Below are 20,478 nucleotides of genomic sequence, written 5' to 3' on the forward strand. Positions count from 1 at the left end.
TTGATTTCGTTTTTGTCTTTATCTTCAACTAGAGAGGTAATGATGTCGCAGAGGAAGGAAGTGTTGGTATGTAAATTCGATCGTTAACAAAACTAATTGCTTCTCGTTCAAAAGTTATTTTAATTGCAGAGAGCACTTCATCACGCACTGTAGCTAAATCGCTTTTTGACCAATACAACACTTTAAGTTCAACACCGCCTCTATCAATCATCTGAGATAACAAAATTTGAGGTTTAGGTGTGGGTAAAATATGACTGCATTCCTCACAAATTTTATGGAGTAAGGACTTAATATTATTGACATCATGTACCGCATCAATTCTTAGTATGATCTCATCTCGTTTTTGAGGAAATATACTCAAGTTGGTAATTTCTGATTTAATTAACCCCTCGTTGGGAATTCGAATTAATCGATTGTCATTGGTTTTGATTTTAGTGGATAACCAGTCAATAGTTTCTACTGTTCCTTTAGTCTCTTTAATGGAGATCACGTCCCCTACTTTAAATGGGCGTTCAAATAACAGAAACACGCCACTAATAAGATTGGATGCGGCCGTTTGGGAAGCAAAGCTTAAAGCTACCGTAAATAAACCCGCAGTACCTAGTAATAAAGTTAATTTAAATCCCATCTCATGCAATGCTGAAATCGAAAACAGCAAAAAAAAGCCGTAATAAATCACCCGACTTGATAACATTGCGAGGTGTTTTGAAAATCGATTTTCAATTATTTTTTCCACCCAGTGGCTGATTTTTTTTGCAACAAAATAACCAAAAAAGAGTAAAAACGTAGCAAAAGCAATATGTTCCCAATTTAGATGCTTCAAATATTCTATTGTGTTATTCATAAGAAACTCATGTTAAATGGAAAACAATCAAAAATAGTACCAATTTTTACCAATAGATACTATCCTTTTATCAATTTGCGGCGTCTATATACGACTAAAAACTTTGTATGTTTTTTAAAATAAAAAAACCCACATGACTTATTGTGGGTTAAATTAATAGTTTATAGTTTTAATAGCACGATTCTTGTAACCAACAATGTCCATATTGATTACATACGCGAACGGTTTGACATGAAGGATAGTAATAATCGTTATAGTAAGGAACCCCAATAACAACGCCAGTACCCCAGCCGCCATAACCACCGTTCCAACCATTATGGTAGTAACCACCGTGCCAACCTCCTCCGTGCCAGCCTCCTCCGTGCCAGCCTCCTCCGTGCCAGCCGCCTCCACCGCCATGCCAGCCTCCACCGTGCCACCCACCACCAGCAGAACTCATTCCAGCAGCAAATAAGCCTAGAGCAAAAATCCCAATGCATATGATTTTACTCATAATAGTTCTGCTCATAATCATTCCCCGTTTCTCAACTCCATAAGTTTAATTATAGCTCAAGTACGCTTTAATAATAGTATCTCTGTCGATTTTTTGGCGACTTGAAATTGCATTTGAAATACATCTAATAAAAAGAAATAATAAGCTCTTATTTACAATTTAGGGTGTTGAATGCAACTCACTCAATTTACTGATTACTCGCTACGTGCTTTAATTTATATCGCACTCAAACAAAATACATGCACCATTAATGACATCGCCTCGGCTTATGCCATTTCACATAACCATTTAATAAAAATAATTCATAATTTATCAAAAATGGGAATTATTAAAACAATTAGAGGGAAAAATGGCGGGATTATTATGGCTGAAAATCCTGCAGAGATTAATTTAAAAACTCTTGTTTTAAAACTAGAGCCACACTTTGATTTAGTCCCATGTTTTAATCAAGATAAAGCAAATTGTTGCATTGCACCTACATGTAAATTACGAAAAATTCTTCTGGAAGCACAAAAAGCTTTTTTTGAAGTTTTAGAACAATTTAGTTTAGAAGATATTATTCAAAATAAAATTGAGCTCTACCCATTACTCAAGCTTCCCCCTCAAGAAGAAAGGCATGATGCATGAAATAAAGATCAAAAGAATTTATGAAGAACCTGATTCATCAGATGGATACAGAATATTGGTTGATAGATTATGGCCTCGCGGAGTAAACAAAGAGAAGGCTGCTATAGACTTATGGTTAAAAGAAATTGCCCCAAGTAACGAGCTACGTCAATGGTTTCACCATCAACCTGAAAAATGGCAAGAATTTAAAAAACGCTACACGGGTGAGCTGGCTGAAAAGCAAGAGCAACTTACCAAGATCACGAGGGAAGCAGAACACCAAACTGTAACTTTGTTATACAGCTCTAAAAACGAAAAGTTTAATAATGCAATCGCTTTACTTGAGTTAATTAATAAAATAAAGAAATAATAAAATTTGGTACTAATTTAAAGTTGTATTTAAAATGAAACTTAAGTATCATTATCCCAATTTATATCAGCAGATAGTGACATGACTGAGCTGAATAAAACCCATATTGAAAAGCTTGTGACCCATTTTTACCAAAAAGTGCAAAAAGATGAGGTCCTTGGCCCCATCTTTAATGATGTGGCACACGTTGATTGGGATGAACACATTACCCTACTGTGTCAATTTTGGAATAGCATCATGTTGAAAACCAATGAGTATCATGGCAATGCCTATCAAAAACATGTCCTATTAAAACAAGTCACTCCTATTACAGAAGCACATTTTGTTCGTTGGCTGGATTTATTCCAGAAAGAAGCGGCACACCATTTGCCCAGGGAAAAGGCAGAAGAACTTGTTCACAAAGCTTCATTAATCGCAGAATCTTTAAAATTTGGAATACTGAGTCAAGAAACGAGGGTTAAAGAACATGCTTAAGCCCTTGACTCGTGATATTCTTATCACCGTGATTATTAAATTTAGTCTATTGATTTTATTATGGTTAATTTGCTTTAAAAACGTGGAAAAACCACATCAAAGCAATGAACAATGGCTATTAGGAACAATTCAAGCAAAAGAATATCTTCCTTATGAAAAAAAATAAATTAGGGAATTCCTTAGCATTTTATAAGACAAAATAGGGAATCTAAAGATTTTATCAATAAGTACATGACATGTGAGGTGAGTAATGATTCCTGGTAGTGATCTGGTCGATCTATCCCGTTTACAGTTTGCTCTAACAGCACTTTATCATTTTCTTTTTGTTCCACTCACACTGGGGTTGTCGTTACTTTTAGCCATTATGGAAACTATTTTTGTAATGACTGGTCGTGATATTTGGCGACAAATGGTCAAATATTGGGGGATTCTCTTCGGTATCAATTTTGTACTGGGTGTAGCTACCGGATTGACTATGGAATTTCAGTTTGGAACAAATTGGGCCTACTATTCCCATTATGTGGGCGATGTGTTCGGTGCTCCACTGGCGATTGAAGGTCTAATGGCTTTCTTTTTAGAAGCCACTTTTGTCGGTTTGTTCTTTTTCGGCTGGGATAGGTTAAGTCGATTCCAACATATGTTTTGTACCTGGTTACTTGCTTTAGGGACAAATCTTTCAGCATTATGGATTTTGATTGCTAATGGCTGGATGCAAAACCCTGTGGGAGCGGAATTTAATTTCCATACCATGCGCATGGAAGTCACCGATTTTGTTGCTGTAATGTTTAATCCGGTTGCCCAAGCCAAATTTGTTCATACTATCAGTGCTGGCTACGTTACAGGCTCCATTTTTGTATTATCCATCAGTGCATATTTCCTATTACGAGGCAGAAATATAAACTTTGCCAAACGTTCAATCACTGTAGCTGCAAGTTTTGGACTTGCATCCGCTTTAGCAGTAGTTGTGTTAGGCGATGAAAGCGGTTATCTGGATAATCAAAACCAAAAAATGAAATTCGCAACCATCGAAGCCATGTGGCATACGGAAAAGGCCCCAGCTGGTCTTACGGTTTTTGGTATTCCTAATGAAGAAACAATGACCACTGATTACGCAATAACCATCCCTTATGCATTAGGATTAATCGCAACACGAACCTTCTCGGAACCCCTGGAAGGTATTTCAGAATTGATTGAACAAGGAAAAGAACGGATCAAAGAAGGAATGCTTGCTTATGAAGCATTAACTCGATTACAAAAAAATCCTAATGACGAACAAGCAAAAGCAGATTTTACCGCACACAATAAATATTTAGGCTATGGTCTGCTCTTGAAAAAATATACGGAACAAGTTGTTGACGCAACTGAAGATCAAATTAATCAAGCCGCACATGATCTGAAGCCGCGAGTCGCTCCTTTATTTTTCTCCTTCCGTATTATGGTCGCCTGTGGATTCTTTTTCATTCTTTTATTTGCAGTAGGCTTCTACTTATCTATGAGACGTAAATTACATACTACCCGTTGGTATTTACGTATGGCATTTTATTCCTTGCCATTACCTTGGATTGCAGCAGAGCTAGGTTGGGTCGTTGCGGAATACGGACGGCAACCTTGGGCAGTCCAGGATATATTACCTACTGCTATGGGTACATCTACATTAAGTAATGCTCAAGTATTGACCTCAATAACTGGTTTTATTCTCTTTTATTCAATTCTTGCCGTCGTTGAAATTTTCTTGATGGTTAAGTACATCCGTCTTGGCCCTGATAATATGGCTCACTAGGAGATTCAATTATGCCTTTGGATTATGAAACATTACGAATCATATGGTGGATTTTGCTCGGTTTATTACTGATTGGTTTTGCAGTCATGGATGGTTTTGACCTGGGTGTGGCAATGTGGCTACCCTGGATTGCAAAAACAGATACTGAGCGACGTATTTTAATTAACAGCATCGGTGCGACTTGGGAAGGAAATCAAGTCTGGTTTATTTTAGGGGGTGGTGCGATATTCGCTGCCTGGCCAATCTTATATGCACTCTCTTTCTCAGGTTTTTATTTGGCGATGCTGTTGGTATTATTGGCCCTTATCTTGCGTCCAGTTGGCTTTAAGTACCGTTCAAAATTAACTAATCCTCAATGGCGTTCATTCTGGGACTATGCTTTGTTTGTCGGTGGTTTTGTCCCTGCATTGATCTTTGGGGTTGCTGTGGGCAATGTTTTGCAAGGCGTTCCTTTTTATTTTGATGAATCTTTACGACCATTTTATACCGGTAGTTTCTTTGGTTTATTGAATCCTTTTGCTCTATTATGTGGAGTACTCTCTGTACTGATGCTTGCCATGCATGGTGCTTTTTTTCTCAACCTAAGAACAGAGGGATATTTACAACAGCGAGCTCGAAATGCAGGGAAAATATCTGCTCTATTGTCCTTCTTAATCTTTATTGGTGCAGGAATTTGGCTTCATTATGGTATTGATGGTTATAGTTTGACCAGCGCTTTAGCTCATGATGGTCCCTCAAACCCACATTACAAAACAGTTATCCGAGAAGCTGATGCATGGTTTTCTAATTATCGTAGTTTTCCCATAACCTTACTCGCTCCAGGAGTTGGAGTTATTGCAGCTTTATTAACATTTATTGCCGCAAAACATGTTAAAACGGCTTTTATTTGCAGTGCTCTTTCTGTTGTAGGAATTATCACCACGGTAGGTGTAAGTATGTTTCCATTCATACTCCCCTCTTCCTCAAATCCCGGACAAAGTTTGTTAGTTTGGGATAGTTCTTCCAGTCAATTAACTCTGTTTATTATGTTAGCAGCTACGGTTATTTTCCTACCCATTATTTTGCTTTATACCGCTTGGGTTTATCGTGTATTACGTGGAAAAATAACAGAGCAAACACTTATTAAAAATGCGGATACGGCTTATTAGGAGGTATATTATGTGGTATTTTTCCTGGATTTTAGGTACTGGTCTTGCTTGTTGTTTCGCCATTTTAAACGCTATGTGGCTTGAACTTGATGATTCAACTAATGAGCTCATGTAGTATAATCTATGACCCGAGAATTTTTTATTCTCGGGCTATACTCAGCTAGTTATAACTATAATCCCACCCACCGGATAAATTCATTATTCGCATGTAAATTAACGGTTGAACTTCCCTCAAAATAAACGGTGAAGCTATTTGCAAGTTCGTTTTCTTTGGATAAACCCCCATTAATTCTAACTTCTTTGATTTTACCTAAATTGACGATTTGCATTTGTGTTTCATAATAACCGCCTCGGACTATTTTTAGCACCGGAATAACAAAATGGATGGCATTTAAACTCTCACTTTGACCTGTTGCACTATCGGCCTTATTATTGGCCAAATAATAAAGTTCTGTTGCATTCAAAGCTATGTATTCTGCATTGTTAATTTGACGTCTTAACATTCGGGTTAATGGCGCAGTAGTATGAAATACCCGTTCATAAGTATCTGCTGAAATAACCGCTACAGGTTTACTTTCAGCGTTCTTACTGCCTTTATATCCACTTCCTACAAATAAAATCGCATCGCGATGTTCATTAGGAGCAGAAGCAGGTACTTGTATCGTTGAATCATTCGTATGCTGAGATGCAGCCGTTTTATCACAATTTAAAAATTTTGATTTGGCAAACCATGCATCACTCGGATAGTAAATAACCAATAATGATTTATCTTTTATCGTATTAATAATTCCATTAGATATCGCTAAAGGAAGTGCAGGACACCCCCAACTTCGTCCAGGTCGTCCGTATCTTTTAATAAACCCTTCTTCTACATACCAACCAGAATGCATTACAACAGACCGACCTGATGCATTATCATTAAAACTACGATCCAACCCATCCAACCGTAATGAGAGACCATCACGACCATAATAAGCTTGTTGAGTTTGATAAACCCCAATACTGCTTGCTTTGCTGTTAAATTTATTTGAAAAGAAATTGGTCAATAATGAGCCTGATTTGATACCATGGGATACATAAGTATAATACAATAACTTTCTTGCTTTTAAATCAAACACCCAGAAACGCTTCTCATTGGAAGGCAATGAATAATCAATAATGGTTAAAATATTATTGTGCACCACATTATATGAGGTAGCACACTTAAGGGTAGTGAGGACTTTGTTAACCACTAAGGGATTTAAATTAGGCGCTTCACGAGTTAACAATGATTTAATATCATTTAAGTAGAGATCGTTAATTTGCTCGATACCTGGAAACGGTGCTATTTCACTAATGAAACGGGCATCATCCTTCATAGTACGTATCTGAGGAAGCTCCAAAGGAAGTTGCGGAAAATAGCTTATAGTTACTGCTAAAAATAATAGCAGAAGAGCGCTCATGATTTGTCCTTATTGTTATTTGTTCAAATCCTGTATTTTAATATAGCTCAAATTTTTCATTTCAACTGATATTAATGAACGTTAAGTGATTTGTTCTTATACAATTTGAATTCATTGATGAGGTTGAGCATTCCAGCTCAACCTAAATAGATTACATGGCTTTATTAGGTGTTGCGGAAGTGTTTTCTTCATGGGGCTCATATTTGTAACAAATACTTGTCACTGCGTTGGTCGCATGCAATAAAACATTTCCTACAGTAACGGGAAGCGAATTTGCAGTGCAACCTGATGTAGCTCCTGCATAAGCGGTACCCAAACCTGTAAAATTAAGAGCAGCATTACCTATGCTGGACAACGGATTATCATTGCTACTGAAAGTAACTACATTAATCGCCAGCATTACCATCTGAAAACCATTTTCCCAAGCTGTGTCAGGATTGGACAATAAATTATAAGCAGCCACCGATAAACCAATTACATTTGCAGCTTGCATGGCGGCTCGCCATTTATTTTCCTTATTAAAAAAACCGAACATTTAATCCTCCTTAATGCAGTTAATTCTGATCGAACTTTAAACATTAAGTTTTTAAAAATCAAGCACCTTATAAAACAGGTTGTCAGAGAAATTGGTCAGGAACGTCATAGTTAAAAAATTAGTCGTTTAATTCTCAGAAATTTCATTCTCCTAAATCAATTGATCCTTTAGTGCATATGCATTATGTTTGTCTTTTTTTTAACATTATTGATACTTCAATGACTACCTCTTCCAAAACCGAACCCTCTTACTTCAAAAAATCCCTACATTTTTTGCCAGATTATTTTTTAAATTCCAATGATAAGTGGAAGGCATGGGCTCTATTTGGGGGTTGTGCTTTGAGCACTTTAACAATAATTGGTCTGAGCTTTGTTTTAGGATGGTGGTGTTTTCCCTATATTTTTGCCGCATTTATAGTTAAAGATACAGCTCTTTTGTTAATGGGCGTAGGAGCTTGTCTTTTAATTTCGGGTGCAATGGCGGGGTTAAATTATTTAACTAATTTTTTAAAAAATGAATTGTACGTAAATTGGCGCTCCTGGTTAACAAAAAAAATAATAGATCAGTACTTAAATAATAAGACAAACTACCTAGAAATTTCACGAATTTATAGTGACATTGATAATCCGGAACAACGTATCCAAGAGGACATTGATAAAGTGGTGGACTCCTTTCTAAACTTGTCATTAGGCTTTATCGATAACTTTTTTAATCTCGTTATTTATACTGTACTTTTGAGTTTGGCAGGAGGCTCATTATCCTTTATGCTTTTTGGAGGAACTATAATAATCCCAGGATTTTTAGTCTTAGTGGCATTAGGAGTAGGGATTGCAACCTCGCTCATGGGCTATTTTATAAATCGATCATTACGCGAGTCCACCAACGAAGAGACTATTGCTCAATCCAATTTACGCTCAGATTTGCAACATATTAAAATCTTCTCTGAAGAAATCGCAATTGAACACGCGGAGAAATACTACCAAAACCGATTGGAAAAAGAGGTAGATGAATTAAATACTAAAACTAGAAGACGATTATCCATTCAAAATGAAACCTCCTCATTTAATTTATTTAATGGGATACTCCAAGCAATTATTCCAGTCCTGGCGGCCGCACCTTTATATTTCACAGATCTAATTACCTTGGATGTATTTTATTCTGCAGGATATTATTTTTCTATGATAACGCGCTCTTTAAACTGGTTTATTAACTCATTTGAAATGATTAATAAATTCCAAACGAGTTTAGCCCGGATTATAACATTACAAGAAACTTTGGAGAAAAATAATGAAAGTGAATCCACTAAGAACATAATTCGCTCGATAGGCCATCACAATAAGAATCTTATCGTACAAAACTTAAATCTTCATTTACACGGCAGTAATGAATTAATCGTTAAAGGTCTTAACTTACAATTTAAACCGGGAATTCATACGCTGATTCAGGCTCCGTCAGGAACAGGAAAAAGCAGTCTGTTTAAAGCAATAGCGGGAACTTGGTTATCTGGAGAAGGAGAAATTTTAATCCCTAATAGCTTAGAATCTATTTATTTCTTACCGCAAAAACCCACTCTCCCGAATGACACCCTGAGAGCGGTACTCGCTTATCCTGATGCACATTGTGTGTATTCTGATAGTGAGTTGATTTCAGCTTTAAATGCCGTAAATTTGGAAATGCTTTCTGACAAATTAGATCAACACGTTGGTTTTAAATCATTAGGTGAGCAGCAGCGAATTGCCTTTGCACGTGTTTTACTAAGAAAGCCCGACTGGATATTTCTGGACGAGGCTACAGCTTCGTTAGATGAAAATGTGGAAGAACATGTATATTGTCGGCTCAAAGAGCTTCTGCCCAAAACAACAATTATTAGTATCGCACATCGCTCTACGGTGAGACATCATCATGATAATGTTTTATTCTTTAATGTGAACAATAAGAGAGAAGTCCATGTTGAAGAACGACATGCGACCCTGGGGGCTCTATAGTATCCCTATGTCTATTACAACCCTCAGGGTATGCATGAATGGGACGCTATCCTTATTGTGGCGCAAAAGAACCATAATTATACCCAGCCGCTAAATCCTGATACAGATTAACAATAGTCATTAATTGTTCGAGTTTGTGTTGGTTTACTTCAATAGCGAGTTGATCTAATTTAACTTTTTCTTCAATCAATATCAGATGGCTGATAATACCTCTTTCATATAAAGTCTTATTTAATTGATAAGCGCTTCTCAGTTCGCGCTCTGCCCTCATTATATCATTAAGACGTTCTGTATATAGTTCATGCGCGGATAAATCGTTGGTCACATCTCTAAGTACTTTACGTAAGGTATCCGTATAACGATAATAGGATGCTTTATTTAATCCTTTAGCTTTTTGTAGTTGCCCTAAAGCAGATGCCCTTAAAAAAGGAACCTCGAGAATGGCCTGATTAAAATGAACCGCCTGGCCTAATTGGCCTCCATTGGCCACTTTAGCAATTTCTCCACGTGCCATAGCTAAATTGATTGTAGGTAAGAAATGAGAAAAAGCGATGCCAATTCCCGCATTAGCAGCACAAAATTCTTGCTTTGCTTGCATCATATCAGGTCGGTTTTCAATAATGGTTAATGGAAGAGCACCAATGATCATTTGTTGACTATTTAAGTCCCTAAAATGGCGTTTCAGGGGTAATTCTCCTGGATTTTCATCCAGTAAATAATGTAAGGCATTTTCGCTAACCACGATGTTTTGTTGCACAACTCGTTCTTTCGAGCGGATTAATGAGAGTTCCGTTTTAGCAAGCTCTAATTGGGTTCGTGCAAATAACCCACGCTGATACATAGCCTGAGAGATAGTGATTAATTTAGAAAGATCAGTTGCTAAGGAATGCAACAAAAATAATTGTTCCATTTGGCTTTGATGATTAAAATAATTGCTGGCAATCTGATTTATTACAGCAAGTCGAACGCCATAATACATTGCTTTTGTGGCTTTTAATTCATACTTGGCTTTCTGTTGTTCTTTAATCTGTTTGAAGATATTAATGGTATAAGAGGGAACTACCGTCAGGAGTACTCCCGGGAAACCTAGATAAGGAAACGAAGAATAACCAGCATTTCCCGTTACTTCAGGAATCCAATTCAGTTGGACGCGTTTTAATTCTCCTTGAGCTGCTTCAATATGAGCTACAGCGACTTTCACATCGTTATTATTAACCAGGCCTTTGTCAATCAGCATATTTAAATTAGGATCTTTAAATTGCTTCCACCATGGAAAACAAGGCAGATGTTCATCGGTATTTATGAATTTAGAATCGTTAACGGGCCATTGATTTGGAATAAGTAAAGGCTTAGAGGGATGATGAGTACAAGAGCTCAACAGGAAACCCAAAATCAGTAAGCCAATTATCCTAATCAATTTATTCTCCAATATATTTAACTCTTTGGCTTTGATTTATTCGAGTAAGTTGTTCCAATATACTTCGAGTCTCAATTTTGAGTACCTCATTTTTATGGGCTCCTAAAACAAAAAGCCTGCGAATATTATGATAGGCTTGTTGAACTACAGAGCCAAAAGCATCTAATTCATTTGCAAAGTTAACATCTAAATCAGATTCATACTTGGCTGAATCAACAAAAGCATATAAATCCAACATACTGGTGTTCAGCACCACACTTTCTTTTAAATAAACACTATCTCGTAATGGTTTTTGGGTTACTATATCAAACAGTTTATGCAAATGAGTAATAATTCTTTTTTGTAAATCTATATAAAATTTTCTCGATAATTGGCTGTTGCGAAATACCCACGTTTCAAATATAAAACAAAGCAAGAATGCTACAATTGTCGATAATAAATAATCAAAAAAGAAATTAGGAACGGCATAGTTATTTCTCCCATAATAATCTGTTCCTAATGAGGTTAGAGTGACTGTGAAAATAGTAGGAAATGCATAACGCTTTCCCAAAGAAAAGTAGGCCATAAAGACGATAATAGGAATAATAATGAGGATAAAACGAAAATCTATTTGTCCAATAAACCATAGTATATAAGACAACAGTAACCCCAAAACTGCCCCCCAAAAACGATGAGTAGTTCGCTGCAAACTGGCGCCTCGATCAAAGCCTGCATAAATCATCATTACTGCAAAACCAATCCATCCGGCATGTGAGTATCCTAAAAGACTTTGAACTGCCAAAGCAGTTGAGAAAACGAGGCAAATTTGTAATGCTCTGGTTTTTCGATAATCTACAATTTTAAACATAGATAATTCCAAGAAGAGATAAGTTTATTTAAAATGCTCCATGGCGTTTCAGCTAATTTACAGGGTTGTTCCTTTTCAATTGCCTCTTTTAAAGTATTAAGTTGTTTAATGAATAAATTAATTTTTTCACTTTCCAGAATAATTGTTTCTGATTCAATAACGCAAACCACTAAATGCAAGTGATTAATCAGTAAATTAATTCTCCAAATGGAACGAAGGGGAAATGTTTGAGGCAACATCGAAGCATAACGAATTAGATGGTTTGTATGGCCTCTGACTGGATTAAAAATGATGTTTTTACGTTCCACCATCAAGGATAAATGCTCGATAATTTGGGCGATGAGTAATAGCAAAGCCCTTAACCATAACCGATAATAATAACTCCTCGGAAAAAAAGCTAAAGCAGCAAAAACTATTGCCATTGCGATGAAGGTATTCAAACAATTATTGATAATTGCATAAAAACTGGTATTTATCTCTTTATACAGCAGGGAGTATGCCCCCAAACTTAAGGCTACTGGCGCAATTATGATCGTATGCATCCGGCTTTTAATGGCAACCATATATAAAAAAAACGAGTAGAAGAATGCAAAAATGGGAAAAAAAGCACTAATTGATAAAATATCAAAAAGAAATGCACTTATAACAGACCACCATATGCAATAAAAAAGTAACAAATTTTTTCTTTTTATCGTATCCCCTACTACTTCTGCTGCCATAGCTGTAATTGGAATGTAAAAATAATAAAAATAGGGATTAGGAATGGAAAAAATAAAATTAACTGCAAAAAGAATAAGCAACACATAAGTGACTTTTACTCCATTAACACGATGATTTCCGTAGGGATCATAGTCCTCAATGATGCGTATTAGTTTCGATATAAACATAAGCACTCGCACCAGGATGTAATGGGAAATTAGGATCGGGATCAAGAATCTCTATCTGAAGTGGAAAACGTTGTGGCTCTAATAACCATTGATTATTGCTGCTAACCATCTGCTGTTGTGTGCGTGGATCAGTAATTTGTCGACCTGCTGCCCATAAGGTATTGACTACCCTGCCATGGAAGATTTTATTGAAATAATACATTCGGAGCATGATATAAACTTTATCGCCGGGTCTTACTCTGCGTAAATCGGTTTCATAAAAATTAGCCTGTATCCACCATCTTGACGTATTAATAAAGGAAAATAATGGTTGGTGTATTTTCACAGGAGTCCCTGGACCAATATAGAGATTATCGACTACACCATCAGTAGGTGCTTTAACAATAGTTAGGTCAAGATTTACTTTCGCTTTATATTTTTCTGCTTTGAGCGCTTTAATCAATTTTTTTTGTTGAATTATTTGCTGATCTTCGATTGCAATTTGTTTATTAAGTGAATCCATTTTGTTTTTAACTGAAAGTAAATCATAATCTAGCTTTCGTACTTCAAGTTTTGATAAAGCTTCGCTTACACTAGGTGCTTTTTTTAATTGATATTCAAAGCGAGATTTTTGATACTCATACTTAGCTGCATCCAATAATGTTTTTGTTTTTTGTGTTTGCCGCTCAATTACTTTAATACGCTCTTTTGCTTCTTCATATCTCGCCTTTGCCGAATCAAAAGCTAAACGATAAGGTTTTCGATAAACTTCAAATAGAGGTTGATTTTTTTTTACAGGACTTCCATTTTGAACATAGATTTTTGTTATAAAACCAGAAACATCTGCTGCAATCGGAGTAACGTTAGTAACTACAAAAGCATGACTTGTAAAAGGAATTAAATAAGAAAGAATATGGTAGATACCAATTAAGATACTCAATACAATGACGATAACAGGTAAATTAATCTCCCTTTTTGAGACTTTAAATATCCTTTTCATGAGTACCTTTAATAATCGATTAAATTGGTTTTCCTAGATTAATTCTTATGACTGCCCCTACAAGGAATTGAAATTTCCAAAATTGTAGAAAAAGAATCAATAGGTACAGTGTATCGAACTCTTTCTTCATCTTTCAACAGATTTAGTAATATTAGGGCGGAGTTTAGGATATTAATATTTCCTAGGATGCCATATGATAATAATATTCAACTTGAGAAGTATTAGGGAGAGTCAAGAGTGAACGAGAAGCTAGATATTGCAACAGTCGAAGTTACAGTGGTACGAATCTATACTTTAGAACGAGCCGAGAATGTACCTATTATTTTAAATTACTTACAAAACGAGGCTAAAATTCGAGGAATTAGTGTTTTTCGTGCAATAAGTGGCTTTAGTGGCGAAACAGGTATACACCATGATTCCTTTTTGGACGTATCTTTTTCTCTTCCTCTCATTATCGAGTTTTTTGATCATCCCGAAAAAGTTACTGTAGCTTTAGAATATTTAATAACGATAATAAAAAAAGAACATTTAATCTTCTTTCCCGCCCGAGCAAACGCTTAAGATCGCAAATTTATTCGTGCCAATTTATTATTTCTATGGGCTTACGCAGAATGAAATGATGTGGAACCATCTTCTTTAACTCGGGTAGCAGAGCGTCAATTCCATCAACATTATCAATAAATTGCACGACAAGAGATAATTTTTTATTTCGATGAAAAAGAGAAGGTTTGGCACTTTCTCCCCAAGGAAATCCCGTTACCCCTCGAAATATTATCCCCTCTAATACACTCTGCTTTTTTAGCATATCGAGAAGTTCCAGATACAAAGGTCTATTCTGCCATTGCTCTGCTTCATTAATATATATCGAAACTTTCTCGTAATTCATATAGGTGCGCCAAGTAACATGTAACTATTTAGGGTATGGCAAAAAGGATTTGATTACAATAAACCAATAGTTGGCCCATTAGGTATTGGGATTATTAGATTTAGTCCTGTCCATAAAAAATTTATAATCATCGTTATTGCCATTGATTAGGTCTTGAGCGTTAAGAAACTTTAGACGGTGCGATTAAAACCAGCTCTTCTTTACCCTGTTCATTTTTGTTCTTTTCTTTTCTACAGGGCTGCGGTTTTGTAGCGAACAACTTCGATAAGCTTTGCATTAATAAACGAACTGTACGTTTATTAGGCCGCATGTAATTTTGCTTTTCTTGAGAAATCTCGAATTCTTCAGCTTTAAATTGATTTTTTATATGCGTTTTAATACGTTCATCTAAAGAGGGTATATGGTCAATTTGGCCTATTCCCTTAGTTACAACCCCTCGGTATTCTTTTGCAAGTCCGTCGACTTTAATTTTCAAATGAGCCGCATCATCTATCATCCTTGCGGTTTTAGTTTTAAAGCAAGTAAAGTATTGAGCGAGAAGATTGCTAATTTTCACAAAAAAACCGTCATGAAGTTTAATAAACTCACCTAAGGTTTGGCTTTTTTGTTGCAGATCATACAGAAACAATGAATTTGCTTTTACAGTCGCGAGTAACTTAGAGCACGCTTGCACCGCTTCGCTCATTTCCTTGTTTGCTTGTTGAAGCACAGCAAGTCGTTCCAAGGTTTCAGTTGCGATTAACGATTTTAACTCTTCATCTTGATTAAAAAAACGATTATTTATAATAGCAACTTGCTTTTCTTTTTTCTTTAATTTAGTTTCTAAATCCAATAAACATACTTTTGCCATTTCTTTAAATTCAGTCTTACACAAACTGTCTAACGTAGCGGGAAATGAAGATTCAATGATATTTTGTAGCTTCTGTGGCGTAGCTGTTCGAAAAACAACAGTTATAGGTGTAGCCATCCAACTTACGCCTTGTATTACCTCTGAAGACAAATCTGGAGACTCCCCCATATTTTTTAATTGCTTGATTTTTTCAACTAAACCCTGTTTTCGAGTTTCCTCTGAATGTTCTAAAAGTATTTGGATTGACTGTTCTTTTTCTTCAATAAAATCTAAAAAATATTTTCTTCCAGTGATTTTCAGATCATTTTCTTCGGCAGCTAAAAGCAATCCCCTCACTACCTCTATAGTTTTTTCAAGCTCTAATTTTTTAGTTCTTAGATCGATCAAACTAAAAATACCCAAATGAACTTTCTCCATATCTGTTTCAAGCGCAGAAAGACTCTCTAGGATGCTTCGTGCTGGCGGACGTGGTTGAGGAGTTGCTGGAGCAATTCGTATTAAGCTATATGGGGCAGTTATTCTTTGTGTTTTTCCATTCCTTACAGGAACTCCTATGACCTTTAGATAACGCTTAGCCAAAAGCTCTTTCACTGGTTTTAGAGGATCTGTAGCGATATTTTGAACTTGCAAGTGTGCGGGCTGTGTTAATTGCGCCATTCTTTCTTCTATTTTTTGCAAAAAAAGATCAATCTTAGGCTTTATTTGTTTCAGATCTATGAAAGCAAGCAGTATTTGCGCTTTCCAATCACTTTCAATTTCAGCAATGCCGAGTTTGATAATATGGAATAACATAGCAGCAGAGAGTAAAAACTTTTTATACTGATTTTTATCCTCGAAAGGTACACTGTTTAAAGCCAATAATTTTTCAATATTTCCAATTAAAGTGAAAATATTTCCCATCGTATTTTTTTTCCAATTTTCATATAAAGCGGCCACAACCTCACTCGATTGAGTCAGAAGGACTCTTTCTTTTTCCGCTGTTTTTGGTAAATGCGCAATTGCTTCATCGATAAATAGCTTGGCGAAAACTGCAGTTCCCCAGGAGCGTTTCTTATATTGATCAAACTCATAATATTTTACCTGCGCATTCGTTGCGATGTCGTCAAGATTCCTTACAGAGTCAATATAATGAATCATAATCAAGGCTGATTCCAGGATATCCTGCTCTGCTTCTGATTTGTTCCCACGCCATTCTTTAAAACGTTCGATTTTACTCAGCATAGCGACTCAATGAGTTAGTTAATCAATTACTTAAAATTCATTCTACAAAAACGCAGATCAAAATAAAACCATAATATCTATCAATTGTTCTAATAAACATACCCAAAGAAGTATCTAACGAAATAATGAAAGTTTATTTAAAATCGACTATCCTAAATTCATAGGCTTATGGAGAAAAAAATGCCCTCAAAAAAAGGAATCTATCTCTTCACCTTAATTGGCTTAATCCTTGGATTTGCACTAGATGGATTAGTCCGCAATGAAGTTACTAAGGTATTTGATTATGCGTTGATCGTCCTTTTTGCCCTTTTATATGCCCTGGCTTTTAATGAAAAAAACTGCGTTCGTTTAATTGCCAGCAGCTTCATCATCGCTCTGTTTTTATCTTTACCCTTACTTCCCTTAGAGGCACAATTTACATTCAGACATCTTGAACATTGGTTTACTTTTCTTCGCGCCTTTCCACTTTTTCTCTATGTGGGTCACTCGTTCCATTATGCATACCATCAGGATAATACCTGGCGTATAAGTTATAACAGTCTATTTGCTGCAGTATGGAACACGATTCCTTTGCTTTTTGTCGCCTCTTTGTTTTCCGCTTTAGCCAATCTGCTCATTCTATTGGGCGCATTTATTTTCAAAACAGTAGGTAGTGATTGGTTATGGAGTTTATATACTAATAATTTCCATTTTCAGTTGATTTCCAATTCTACTTTGTTCTTTATAGGATTAGGGGTCGGTCAGCAAAATATTAAAATCATCTATAGCTTACGCTTATTACTTTTAAGAATGATGTACTATTTATTCCCATTCTTAGCACTGATAAGTATGGTTTATTTTGTTCTTTATTTGACCCATGCTGCAGGTGGTAGTGAAGAACACATCAATCCTTTAATTATTTTAGTCCCCTTATCCACATTAGGAATTATATTTTTTAATGCCTATTTCCAAGATGGGAGTGTAGAATCCGGAACTCCATTCTGGCTTAAATTATTGTTACGTATTTATAGAGTGATTTTATTCCTCTTAATTTTAATGATGACTCATAAAATTTTCCAATCTTATTCTGTGGACGTTAATGTGGTAATTTGCATCATTACTGCAATTTTATTCAGTTTCACTTATGCGATTACGGCCTGGTTTCCTGAGCCTATGGAGCAAAAATGGGTGCGGATAGGTAACATTAGTTCTGCATTATTTTTTATAATGGTACTCTTCTTGTTTAACCTTCCCTACATGCCTATAGTATTTCAGGTAGGCGCTCAACCCAGCCTCTTTACCTTGATCACTCCATAAAAAATTAATCTAGCCATTTTTTATTGTATATCCGGTGTGGGCCTGATATTACCAAATCGGCTATTTTCCTCTACCATCTGATTAACAAACGTATTCCCATAACCGATCCAACATCCCTTTTTAATTGTCGTTCCCGGACCAATTGTGGTTGCCATGCCTATAAATACATCATCTTCAATAAGAACGGGAGCAAGAAAAAGTAAGTTCCCCACATCGGAATGACAACTTATTGACACTCCACTCGCAAGAGTGACATTTTTTCCTATGGTGATTAATGGACAATCGACAAAATCAATATCAAAAGAATTTACAATGTGAAAAGAAACTTTGGCACCCAGCGCCCGCCAATAAAAAAATTTGGTGATGTTGAACGTTTGCAACAAAGGAATCAAACCAACCACTTTAGCGGAACGGGCTAGCGCAAAATGACAAAACCATGCAACGGTCATTCGATTCATTTCACGCTTGTATCGTCCAGGCTTTAAGCGCGGCAAACACAATCTAATCGCAGCAATAATAGTAATAAAGGAAGCAAATAAAACAAAAGGGGCTATAGGAAAAACCAACCAGGTATAATTATAACCATGATAAATAAATAAACCGGTTAAACTAAATGCAGCTACCGCTGGCATCAAACTAAATAAGATTGAAACGATATCACTAATGATGAGCATAGGTGTGGTCAATTCAGTCTTTTTGGGGGTCTTTTTTTTTGCCTTGGTTTTATTCTTCTCAGTCATAATATGATGTTCCTCTTTAATAGCTGCCGGCTCGAGAGCCAAACGATAACACAATTATTGAGAGTGATGCAGAAAACTGGTACTCATCTTTCAGTAATTACTTGCTGAGAAATAAGTTTTGGTTTGGTCTGCGCATGATTATCTACTAATAACTGCTCTTTGGGCAATTGGAATAAACTCATGGGCAGCACCTCTTTAGTCATCACACCATGGGCGTAGGGTTCATTGATTTGCATTAAACGCTCGTGCATTTTTGATAATATGGAGTCTGTTATTTGAATTGAATCATCAGTAACCAAAACAACCCTGTTCCCTAAACTATTACGAGCAAAATACCAGTATGGTGCCATCTCAAAAGAAATATAATGCAACATTTCTTGCAACTCGTGACCTGAAATCGAACAGCTTTCTAATTTTAACATTTGTGTTTTATAACAAAATTCAAGCCTTGGTGCTTTATTTAAAAAGCCGGTACATTTCACTACGTCCTTTAACTGATAGCGAACAAAACCCATCGCTGTAGTTAAAAATACCTCATAATTTTTGCCCTGTTCTAATTCCCAAGATTGCACAAGATTTTCCTTTTCAATTCGTTTGCCCTCTTCGATAAACTCAACAATATGAGCACTAGGATGTAAGATTCCTCCTGGTTGGTTGTCTAACGGAACAGTAATCCACCCTTCTGTAGCAGAAAAGGTGCCATCAACCATCTCAACCCCTGGTCCTAACAATTTTTGCAATTGATGTGCGGGGTATTCACAAAGACTAGAAATCCAACATCCAACTACATTCAATGAGGGCCAAAACTCTTTGAATGATTTGGGATCTTGTTGTGCTAATTGACGTAAATATTCTTGACGCTTTTTTGTAATTTGAATCGGCGGCAAAAAGTCAGGCAGTACTTTTTCATCTAATAAATAAGGTAAAAACTGCTTAAAGCTTTTAAGACAACGCTCGAAGCATGCATCGATCACCATAGGAGTTACTGCAAATATTGCGCTAAGATCCGATGCTAAAGCATACAAAGCAGACCATTGTGTATAGACTTCTGTATTATCAAATACTTCATCAGGTAGAGCATAAAAACGTTTAATAAAAGAAGGTAAATTACGATAATTGAAATTGCTAATCCAACCTGAAGGAATGCCTGCTGGAGATGTTCGATGAGCATCCACTGCAACCAGATACATTATTTTTTCTTGAAATAATCCAGAAAATCGCTGTGTCAAGTTATAGATATAAGGCGGCATCGTACGTTGAAACTGGGTCTGGAACGAAGTAGTTATTGGGAAATATTTTCGAACACCTGCTGTTCCTGATGTCTCTGACCAAAAAATTAAATTTTCACCATTAAAGGGCTGAATAAGGCTATATTGTGCGGCCAAGAGGTCTTCTTCATAATCTTCATAGGTAGTAATTGGAAAATCATCCAAGTTTAAAGTGTGGATGCTTTTCAATGCAGCACTCCAATAAGAAGATTTTTTTAATAAAGGTATAATCTCTTGTTGCCACAATTTTTCGCGCGAACGCTCAGGGTATTTCGTATCTTTAATAAAAGCCTGATACTTTTTTCTAGTGATTGCTGCGATTAATAATCTTTTCCAATTCATTCTTTTGACTAACCTACATGAATACAATAAACAATAATAACTGCAAAACCTGAATCTAGCGAGGCACT

General features: G+C 36.1%; 22 protein-coding genes. 10 read left to right on the plus strand and 12 right to left on the minus strand.

Annotated features, from left to right (window positions below):
• Window positions 1–28: 28 nt before the first annotated feature.
• Entirely contained in the window at window positions 29–844 is an 816-nt protein-coding gene (locus tag ACWTE2_RS22050; protein ID WP_454784375.1) for a mechanosensitive ion channel family protein, read from the minus strand.
• 169 nt (window positions 845–1,013) lie between these two features.
• Window positions 1,014–1,352, minus strand: coding sequence for a hypothetical protein (locus ACWTE2_RS22055; RefSeq protein WP_454784376.1), 339 nt, complete (start codon window positions 1,350–1,352; stop codon window positions 1,014–1,016).
• Window positions 1,353–1,508: 156 nt separating this feature from the next.
• Between ACWTE2_RS22055 and ACWTE2_RS22060 the strand changes: the two genes are divergently transcribed.
• The 7 genes from ACWTE2_RS22060 to cydX all read left to right on the plus strand — a co-directional run bounded on the left by ACWTE2_RS22060 (window position 1,509) and on the right by cydX (window position 5,830).
• Entirely contained in the window at window positions 1,509–1,964 is a 456-nt protein-coding gene (locus ACWTE2_RS22060; protein ID WP_454784377.1) for an Rrf2 family transcriptional regulator, read from the plus strand.
• Window positions 1,954–2,313, plus strand: a complete 360-nt coding sequence (locus ACWTE2_RS22065) for a DUF488 domain-containing protein (protein ID WP_454784378.1) — start codon at window positions 1,954–1,956, stop codon at window positions 2,311–2,313. Before ACWTE2_RS22060 ends, ACWTE2_RS22065 begins: the two co-directional genes overlap by 11 nt.
• Window positions 2,314–2,394: 81 nt before the next feature.
• Window positions 2,395–2,787, plus strand: a complete 393-nt coding sequence (locus tag ACWTE2_RS22070) for a group III truncated hemoglobin (RefSeq protein WP_454784379.1) — start codon at window positions 2,395–2,397, stop codon at window positions 2,785–2,787.
• Complete coding sequence (gene cydP, locus ACWTE2_RS22075; protein ID WP_182391367.1) at window positions 2,780–2,953, plus strand: cytochrome oxidase putative small subunit CydP; 174 nt, start codon at window positions 2,780–2,782, stop codon at window positions 2,951–2,953. Before ACWTE2_RS22070 ends, cydP begins: the two co-directional genes overlap by 8 nt.
• An 84-nt stretch (window positions 2,954–3,037) precedes the next feature.
• Complete coding sequence (locus ACWTE2_RS22080) at window positions 3,038–4,567, plus strand: cytochrome ubiquinol oxidase subunit I (RefSeq protein ID WP_182391368.1); 1,530 nt, start codon at window positions 3,038–3,040, stop codon at window positions 4,565–4,567.
• Window positions 4,568–4,578: 11 nt separating this feature from the next.
• A complete protein-coding gene (gene cydB, locus ACWTE2_RS22085; RefSeq protein WP_454784380.1) occupies window positions 4,579–5,715 on the plus strand; it encodes a cytochrome d ubiquinol oxidase subunit II in 1,137 nt (378 codons plus the stop codon).
• Window positions 5,716–5,722: 7 nt separating this feature from the next.
• On the plus strand, window positions 5,723–5,830 hold the full coding sequence (gene cydX / locus ACWTE2_RS22090) for a cytochrome bd-I oxidase subunit CydX (RefSeq protein ID WP_454782069.1): 108 nt from the start codon (window positions 5,723–5,725) through the stop codon (window positions 5,828–5,830).
• Between the two features lie 55 nt (window positions 5,831–5,885).
• Here the strand turns inward: cydX and ACWTE2_RS22095 are convergent, their stop codons facing one another.
• Both ACWTE2_RS22095 and ACWTE2_RS22100 read right to left on the minus strand, forming a co-directional pair.
• A complete protein-coding gene (locus ACWTE2_RS22095) occupies window positions 5,886–7,157 on the minus strand; it encodes a murein L,D-transpeptidase catalytic domain family protein (protein ID WP_454784381.1) in 1,272 nt (423 codons plus the stop codon).
• A gap of 151 nt (window positions 7,158–7,308) precedes the next feature.
• Complete coding sequence (locus ACWTE2_RS22100; RefSeq protein ID WP_454784382.1) at window positions 7,309–7,692, minus strand: hypothetical protein; 384 nt, start codon at window positions 7,690–7,692, stop codon at window positions 7,309–7,311.
• A 218-nt stretch (window positions 7,693–7,910) separates the two neighbouring features.
• Here ACWTE2_RS22100 and ACWTE2_RS22105 point away from each other — a divergent pair, with 218 nt between their 5' ends.
• Window positions 7,911–9,677 carry an ABC transporter ATP-binding protein/permease gene (locus ACWTE2_RS22105; protein WP_454784383.1) on the plus strand — a complete coding sequence of 589 codons (1,767 nt, stop codon included), beginning with the start codon at window positions 7,911–7,913 and terminating at the stop codon, window positions 9,675–9,677.
• Between the two features lie 52 nt (window positions 9,678–9,729).
• On the opposite strand, the gene ACWTE2_RS22110 is transcribed toward ACWTE2_RS22105, so the two are convergent.
• From ACWTE2_RS22110 to ACWTE2_RS22125, 4 genes are read right to left on the minus strand one after another with little or no spacing between them, the layout of a single operon-like run.
• Window positions 9,730–11,094, minus strand: a complete 1,365-nt coding sequence (locus tag ACWTE2_RS22110; protein WP_454784384.1) for a TolC family protein — start codon at window positions 11,092–11,094, stop codon at window positions 9,730–9,732.
• Window position 11,095: 1 nt separating this feature from the next.
• The gene (locus ACWTE2_RS22115; protein WP_454784385.1) at window positions 11,096–11,941 is read right to left on the minus strand and encodes an FUSC family protein; all 846 of its coding nucleotides are present in this window, start codon (window positions 11,939–11,941) and stop codon (window positions 11,096–11,098) included.
• Window positions 11,926–12,828, minus strand: a complete 903-nt coding sequence (locus tag ACWTE2_RS22120) for a hypothetical protein (RefSeq protein WP_454784386.1) — start codon at window positions 12,826–12,828, stop codon at window positions 11,926–11,928. Before ACWTE2_RS22120 ends, ACWTE2_RS22115 begins: the two co-directional genes overlap by 16 nt.
• Window positions 12,797–13,807: an HlyD family secretion protein gene (locus tag ACWTE2_RS22125; RefSeq protein WP_454784387.1), complete on the minus strand. Its 1,011-nt coding sequence runs from the start codon at window positions 13,805–13,807 to the stop codon at window positions 12,797–12,799. The genes ACWTE2_RS22120 and ACWTE2_RS22125 overlap by 32 nt, the downstream gene beginning before the upstream one ends.
• Window positions 13,808–14,044: 237 nt before the next feature.
• Here ACWTE2_RS22125 and ACWTE2_RS22130 point away from each other — a divergent pair, with 237 nt between their 5' ends.
• Complete coding sequence (locus tag ACWTE2_RS22130) at window positions 14,045–14,368, plus strand: DUF190 domain-containing protein (RefSeq protein WP_454784388.1); 324 nt, start codon at window positions 14,045–14,047, stop codon at window positions 14,366–14,368.
• A 10-nt stretch (window positions 14,369–14,378) separates the two neighbouring features.
• Here the strand turns inward: ACWTE2_RS22130 and ACWTE2_RS22135 are convergent, their stop codons facing one another.
• Both ACWTE2_RS22135 and ACWTE2_RS22140 read right to left on the minus strand, forming a co-directional pair.
• Entirely contained in the window at window positions 14,379–14,693 is a 315-nt protein-coding gene (locus ACWTE2_RS22135) for a DUF190 domain-containing protein (protein WP_454784389.1), read from the minus strand.
• 160 nt (window positions 14,694–14,853) lie between these two features.
• On the minus strand, window positions 14,854–16,764 hold the full coding sequence (locus ACWTE2_RS22140; RefSeq protein WP_454784390.1) for a hypothetical protein: 1,911 nt from the start codon (window positions 16,762–16,764) through the stop codon (window positions 14,854–14,856).
• Between the two features lie 180 nt (window positions 16,765–16,944).
• On the opposite strand from ACWTE2_RS22140, the gene ACWTE2_RS22145 reads away from it, so the two are divergent.
• The gene (locus ACWTE2_RS22145; protein WP_454784391.1) at window positions 16,945–18,060 is read left to right on the plus strand and encodes a hypothetical protein; all 1,116 of its coding nucleotides are present in this window, start codon (window positions 16,945–16,947) and stop codon (window positions 18,058–18,060) included.
• Window positions 18,061–18,080: 20 nt separating this feature from the next.
• On the opposite strand, the gene ACWTE2_RS22150 is transcribed toward ACWTE2_RS22145, so the two are convergent.
• Window positions 18,081–18,800 carry a DapH/DapD/GlmU-related protein gene (locus ACWTE2_RS22150; protein WP_454784392.1) on the minus strand — a complete coding sequence of 240 codons (720 nt, stop codon included), beginning with the start codon at window positions 18,798–18,800 and terminating at the stop codon, window positions 18,081–18,083.
• A gap of 83 nt (window positions 18,801–18,883) precedes the next feature.
• A complete protein-coding gene (locus tag ACWTE2_RS22155) occupies window positions 18,884–20,410 on the minus strand; it encodes a GH3 family acyl-acid amido synthetase (RefSeq protein WP_454784393.1) in 1,527 nt (508 codons plus the stop codon).
• Window positions 20,411–20,478: the final 68 nt, after the last annotated feature.

It is taken from the genome of Legionella nigrisilvae, from assembly GCF_977063395.2.

What these genes read in the sequence shown, in the direction of transcription:
- ACWTE2_RS22145 (WP_454784391.1), top strand. Translation starts at nt 16,945, where the DNA reads ATGCCCTCAAAAAAAGGAATCTATCTCTTCACCTTAATTGGCTTAATC.
- ACWTE2_RS22055 (WP_454784376.1), bottom strand. Translation starts at nt 1,352, where the DNA reads ATGAGCAGAACTATTATGAGTAAAATCATATGCATTGGGATTTTTGCT.
- ACWTE2_RS22095 (WP_454784381.1), bottom strand. Translation starts at nt 7,157, where the DNA reads ATGAGCGCTCTTCTGCTATTATTTTTAGCAGTAACTATAAGCTATTTT.
- ACWTE2_RS22060 (WP_454784377.1), top strand. Translation starts at nt 1,509, where the DNA reads ATGCAACTCACTCAATTTACTGATTACTCGCTACGTGCTTTAATTTAT.
- ACWTE2_RS22070 (WP_454784379.1), top strand. Translation starts at nt 2,395, where the DNA reads ATGACTGAGCTGAATAAAACCCATATTGAAAAGCTTGTGACCCATTTT.
- ACWTE2_RS22050 (WP_454784375.1), bottom strand. Translation starts at nt 844, where the DNA reads ATGAATAACACAATAGAATATTTGAAGCATCTAAATTGGGAACATATT.
- ACWTE2_RS22120 (WP_454784386.1), bottom strand. Translation starts at nt 12,828, where the DNA reads ATGTTTATATCGAAACTAATACGCATCATTGAGGACTATGATCCCTAC.
- ACWTE2_RS22125 (WP_454784387.1), bottom strand. Translation starts at nt 13,807, where the DNA reads ATGAAAAGGATATTTAAAGTCTCAAAAAGGGAGATTAATTTACCTGTT.
- ACWTE2_RS22065 (WP_454784378.1), top strand. Translation starts at nt 1,954, where the DNA reads ATGATGCATGAAATAAAGATCAAAAGAATTTATGAAGAACCTGATTCA.
- ACWTE2_RS22150 (WP_454784392.1), bottom strand. Translation starts at nt 18,800, where the DNA reads ATGACTGAGAAGAATAAAACCAAGGCAAAAAAAAAGACCCCCAAAAAG.
- ACWTE2_RS22115 (WP_454784385.1), bottom strand. Translation starts at nt 11,941, where the DNA reads ATGTTTAAAATTGTAGATTATCGAAAAACCAGAGCATTACAAATTTGC.
- cydB (WP_454784380.1), top strand. Translation starts at nt 4,579, where the DNA reads ATGCCTTTGGATTATGAAACATTACGAATCATATGGTGGATTTTGCTC.
- ACWTE2_RS22080 (WP_182391368.1), top strand. Translation starts at nt 3,038, where the DNA reads ATGATTCCTGGTAGTGATCTGGTCGATCTATCCCGTTTACAGTTTGCT.
- ACWTE2_RS22135 (WP_454784389.1), bottom strand. Translation starts at nt 14,693, where the DNA reads ATGAATTACGAGAAAGTTTCGATATATATTAATGAAGCAGAGCAATGG.
- ACWTE2_RS22105 (WP_454784383.1), top strand. Translation starts at nt 7,911, where the DNA reads ATGACTACCTCTTCCAAAACCGAACCCTCTTACTTCAAAAAATCCCTA.
- ACWTE2_RS22100 (WP_454784382.1), bottom strand. Translation starts at nt 7,692, where the DNA reads ATGTTCGGTTTTTTTAATAAGGAAAATAAATGGCGAGCCGCCATGCAA.
- ACWTE2_RS22140 (WP_454784390.1), bottom strand. Translation starts at nt 16,764, where the DNA reads ATGCTGAGTAAAATCGAACGTTTTAAAGAATGGCGTGGGAACAAATCA.
- ACWTE2_RS22155 (WP_454784393.1), bottom strand. Translation starts at nt 20,410, where the DNA reads ATGAATTGGAAAAGATTATTAATCGCAGCAATCACTAGAAAAAAGTAT.
- cydP (WP_182391367.1), top strand. Translation starts at nt 2,780, where the DNA reads ATGCTTAAGCCCTTGACTCGTGATATTCTTATCACCGTGATTATTAAA.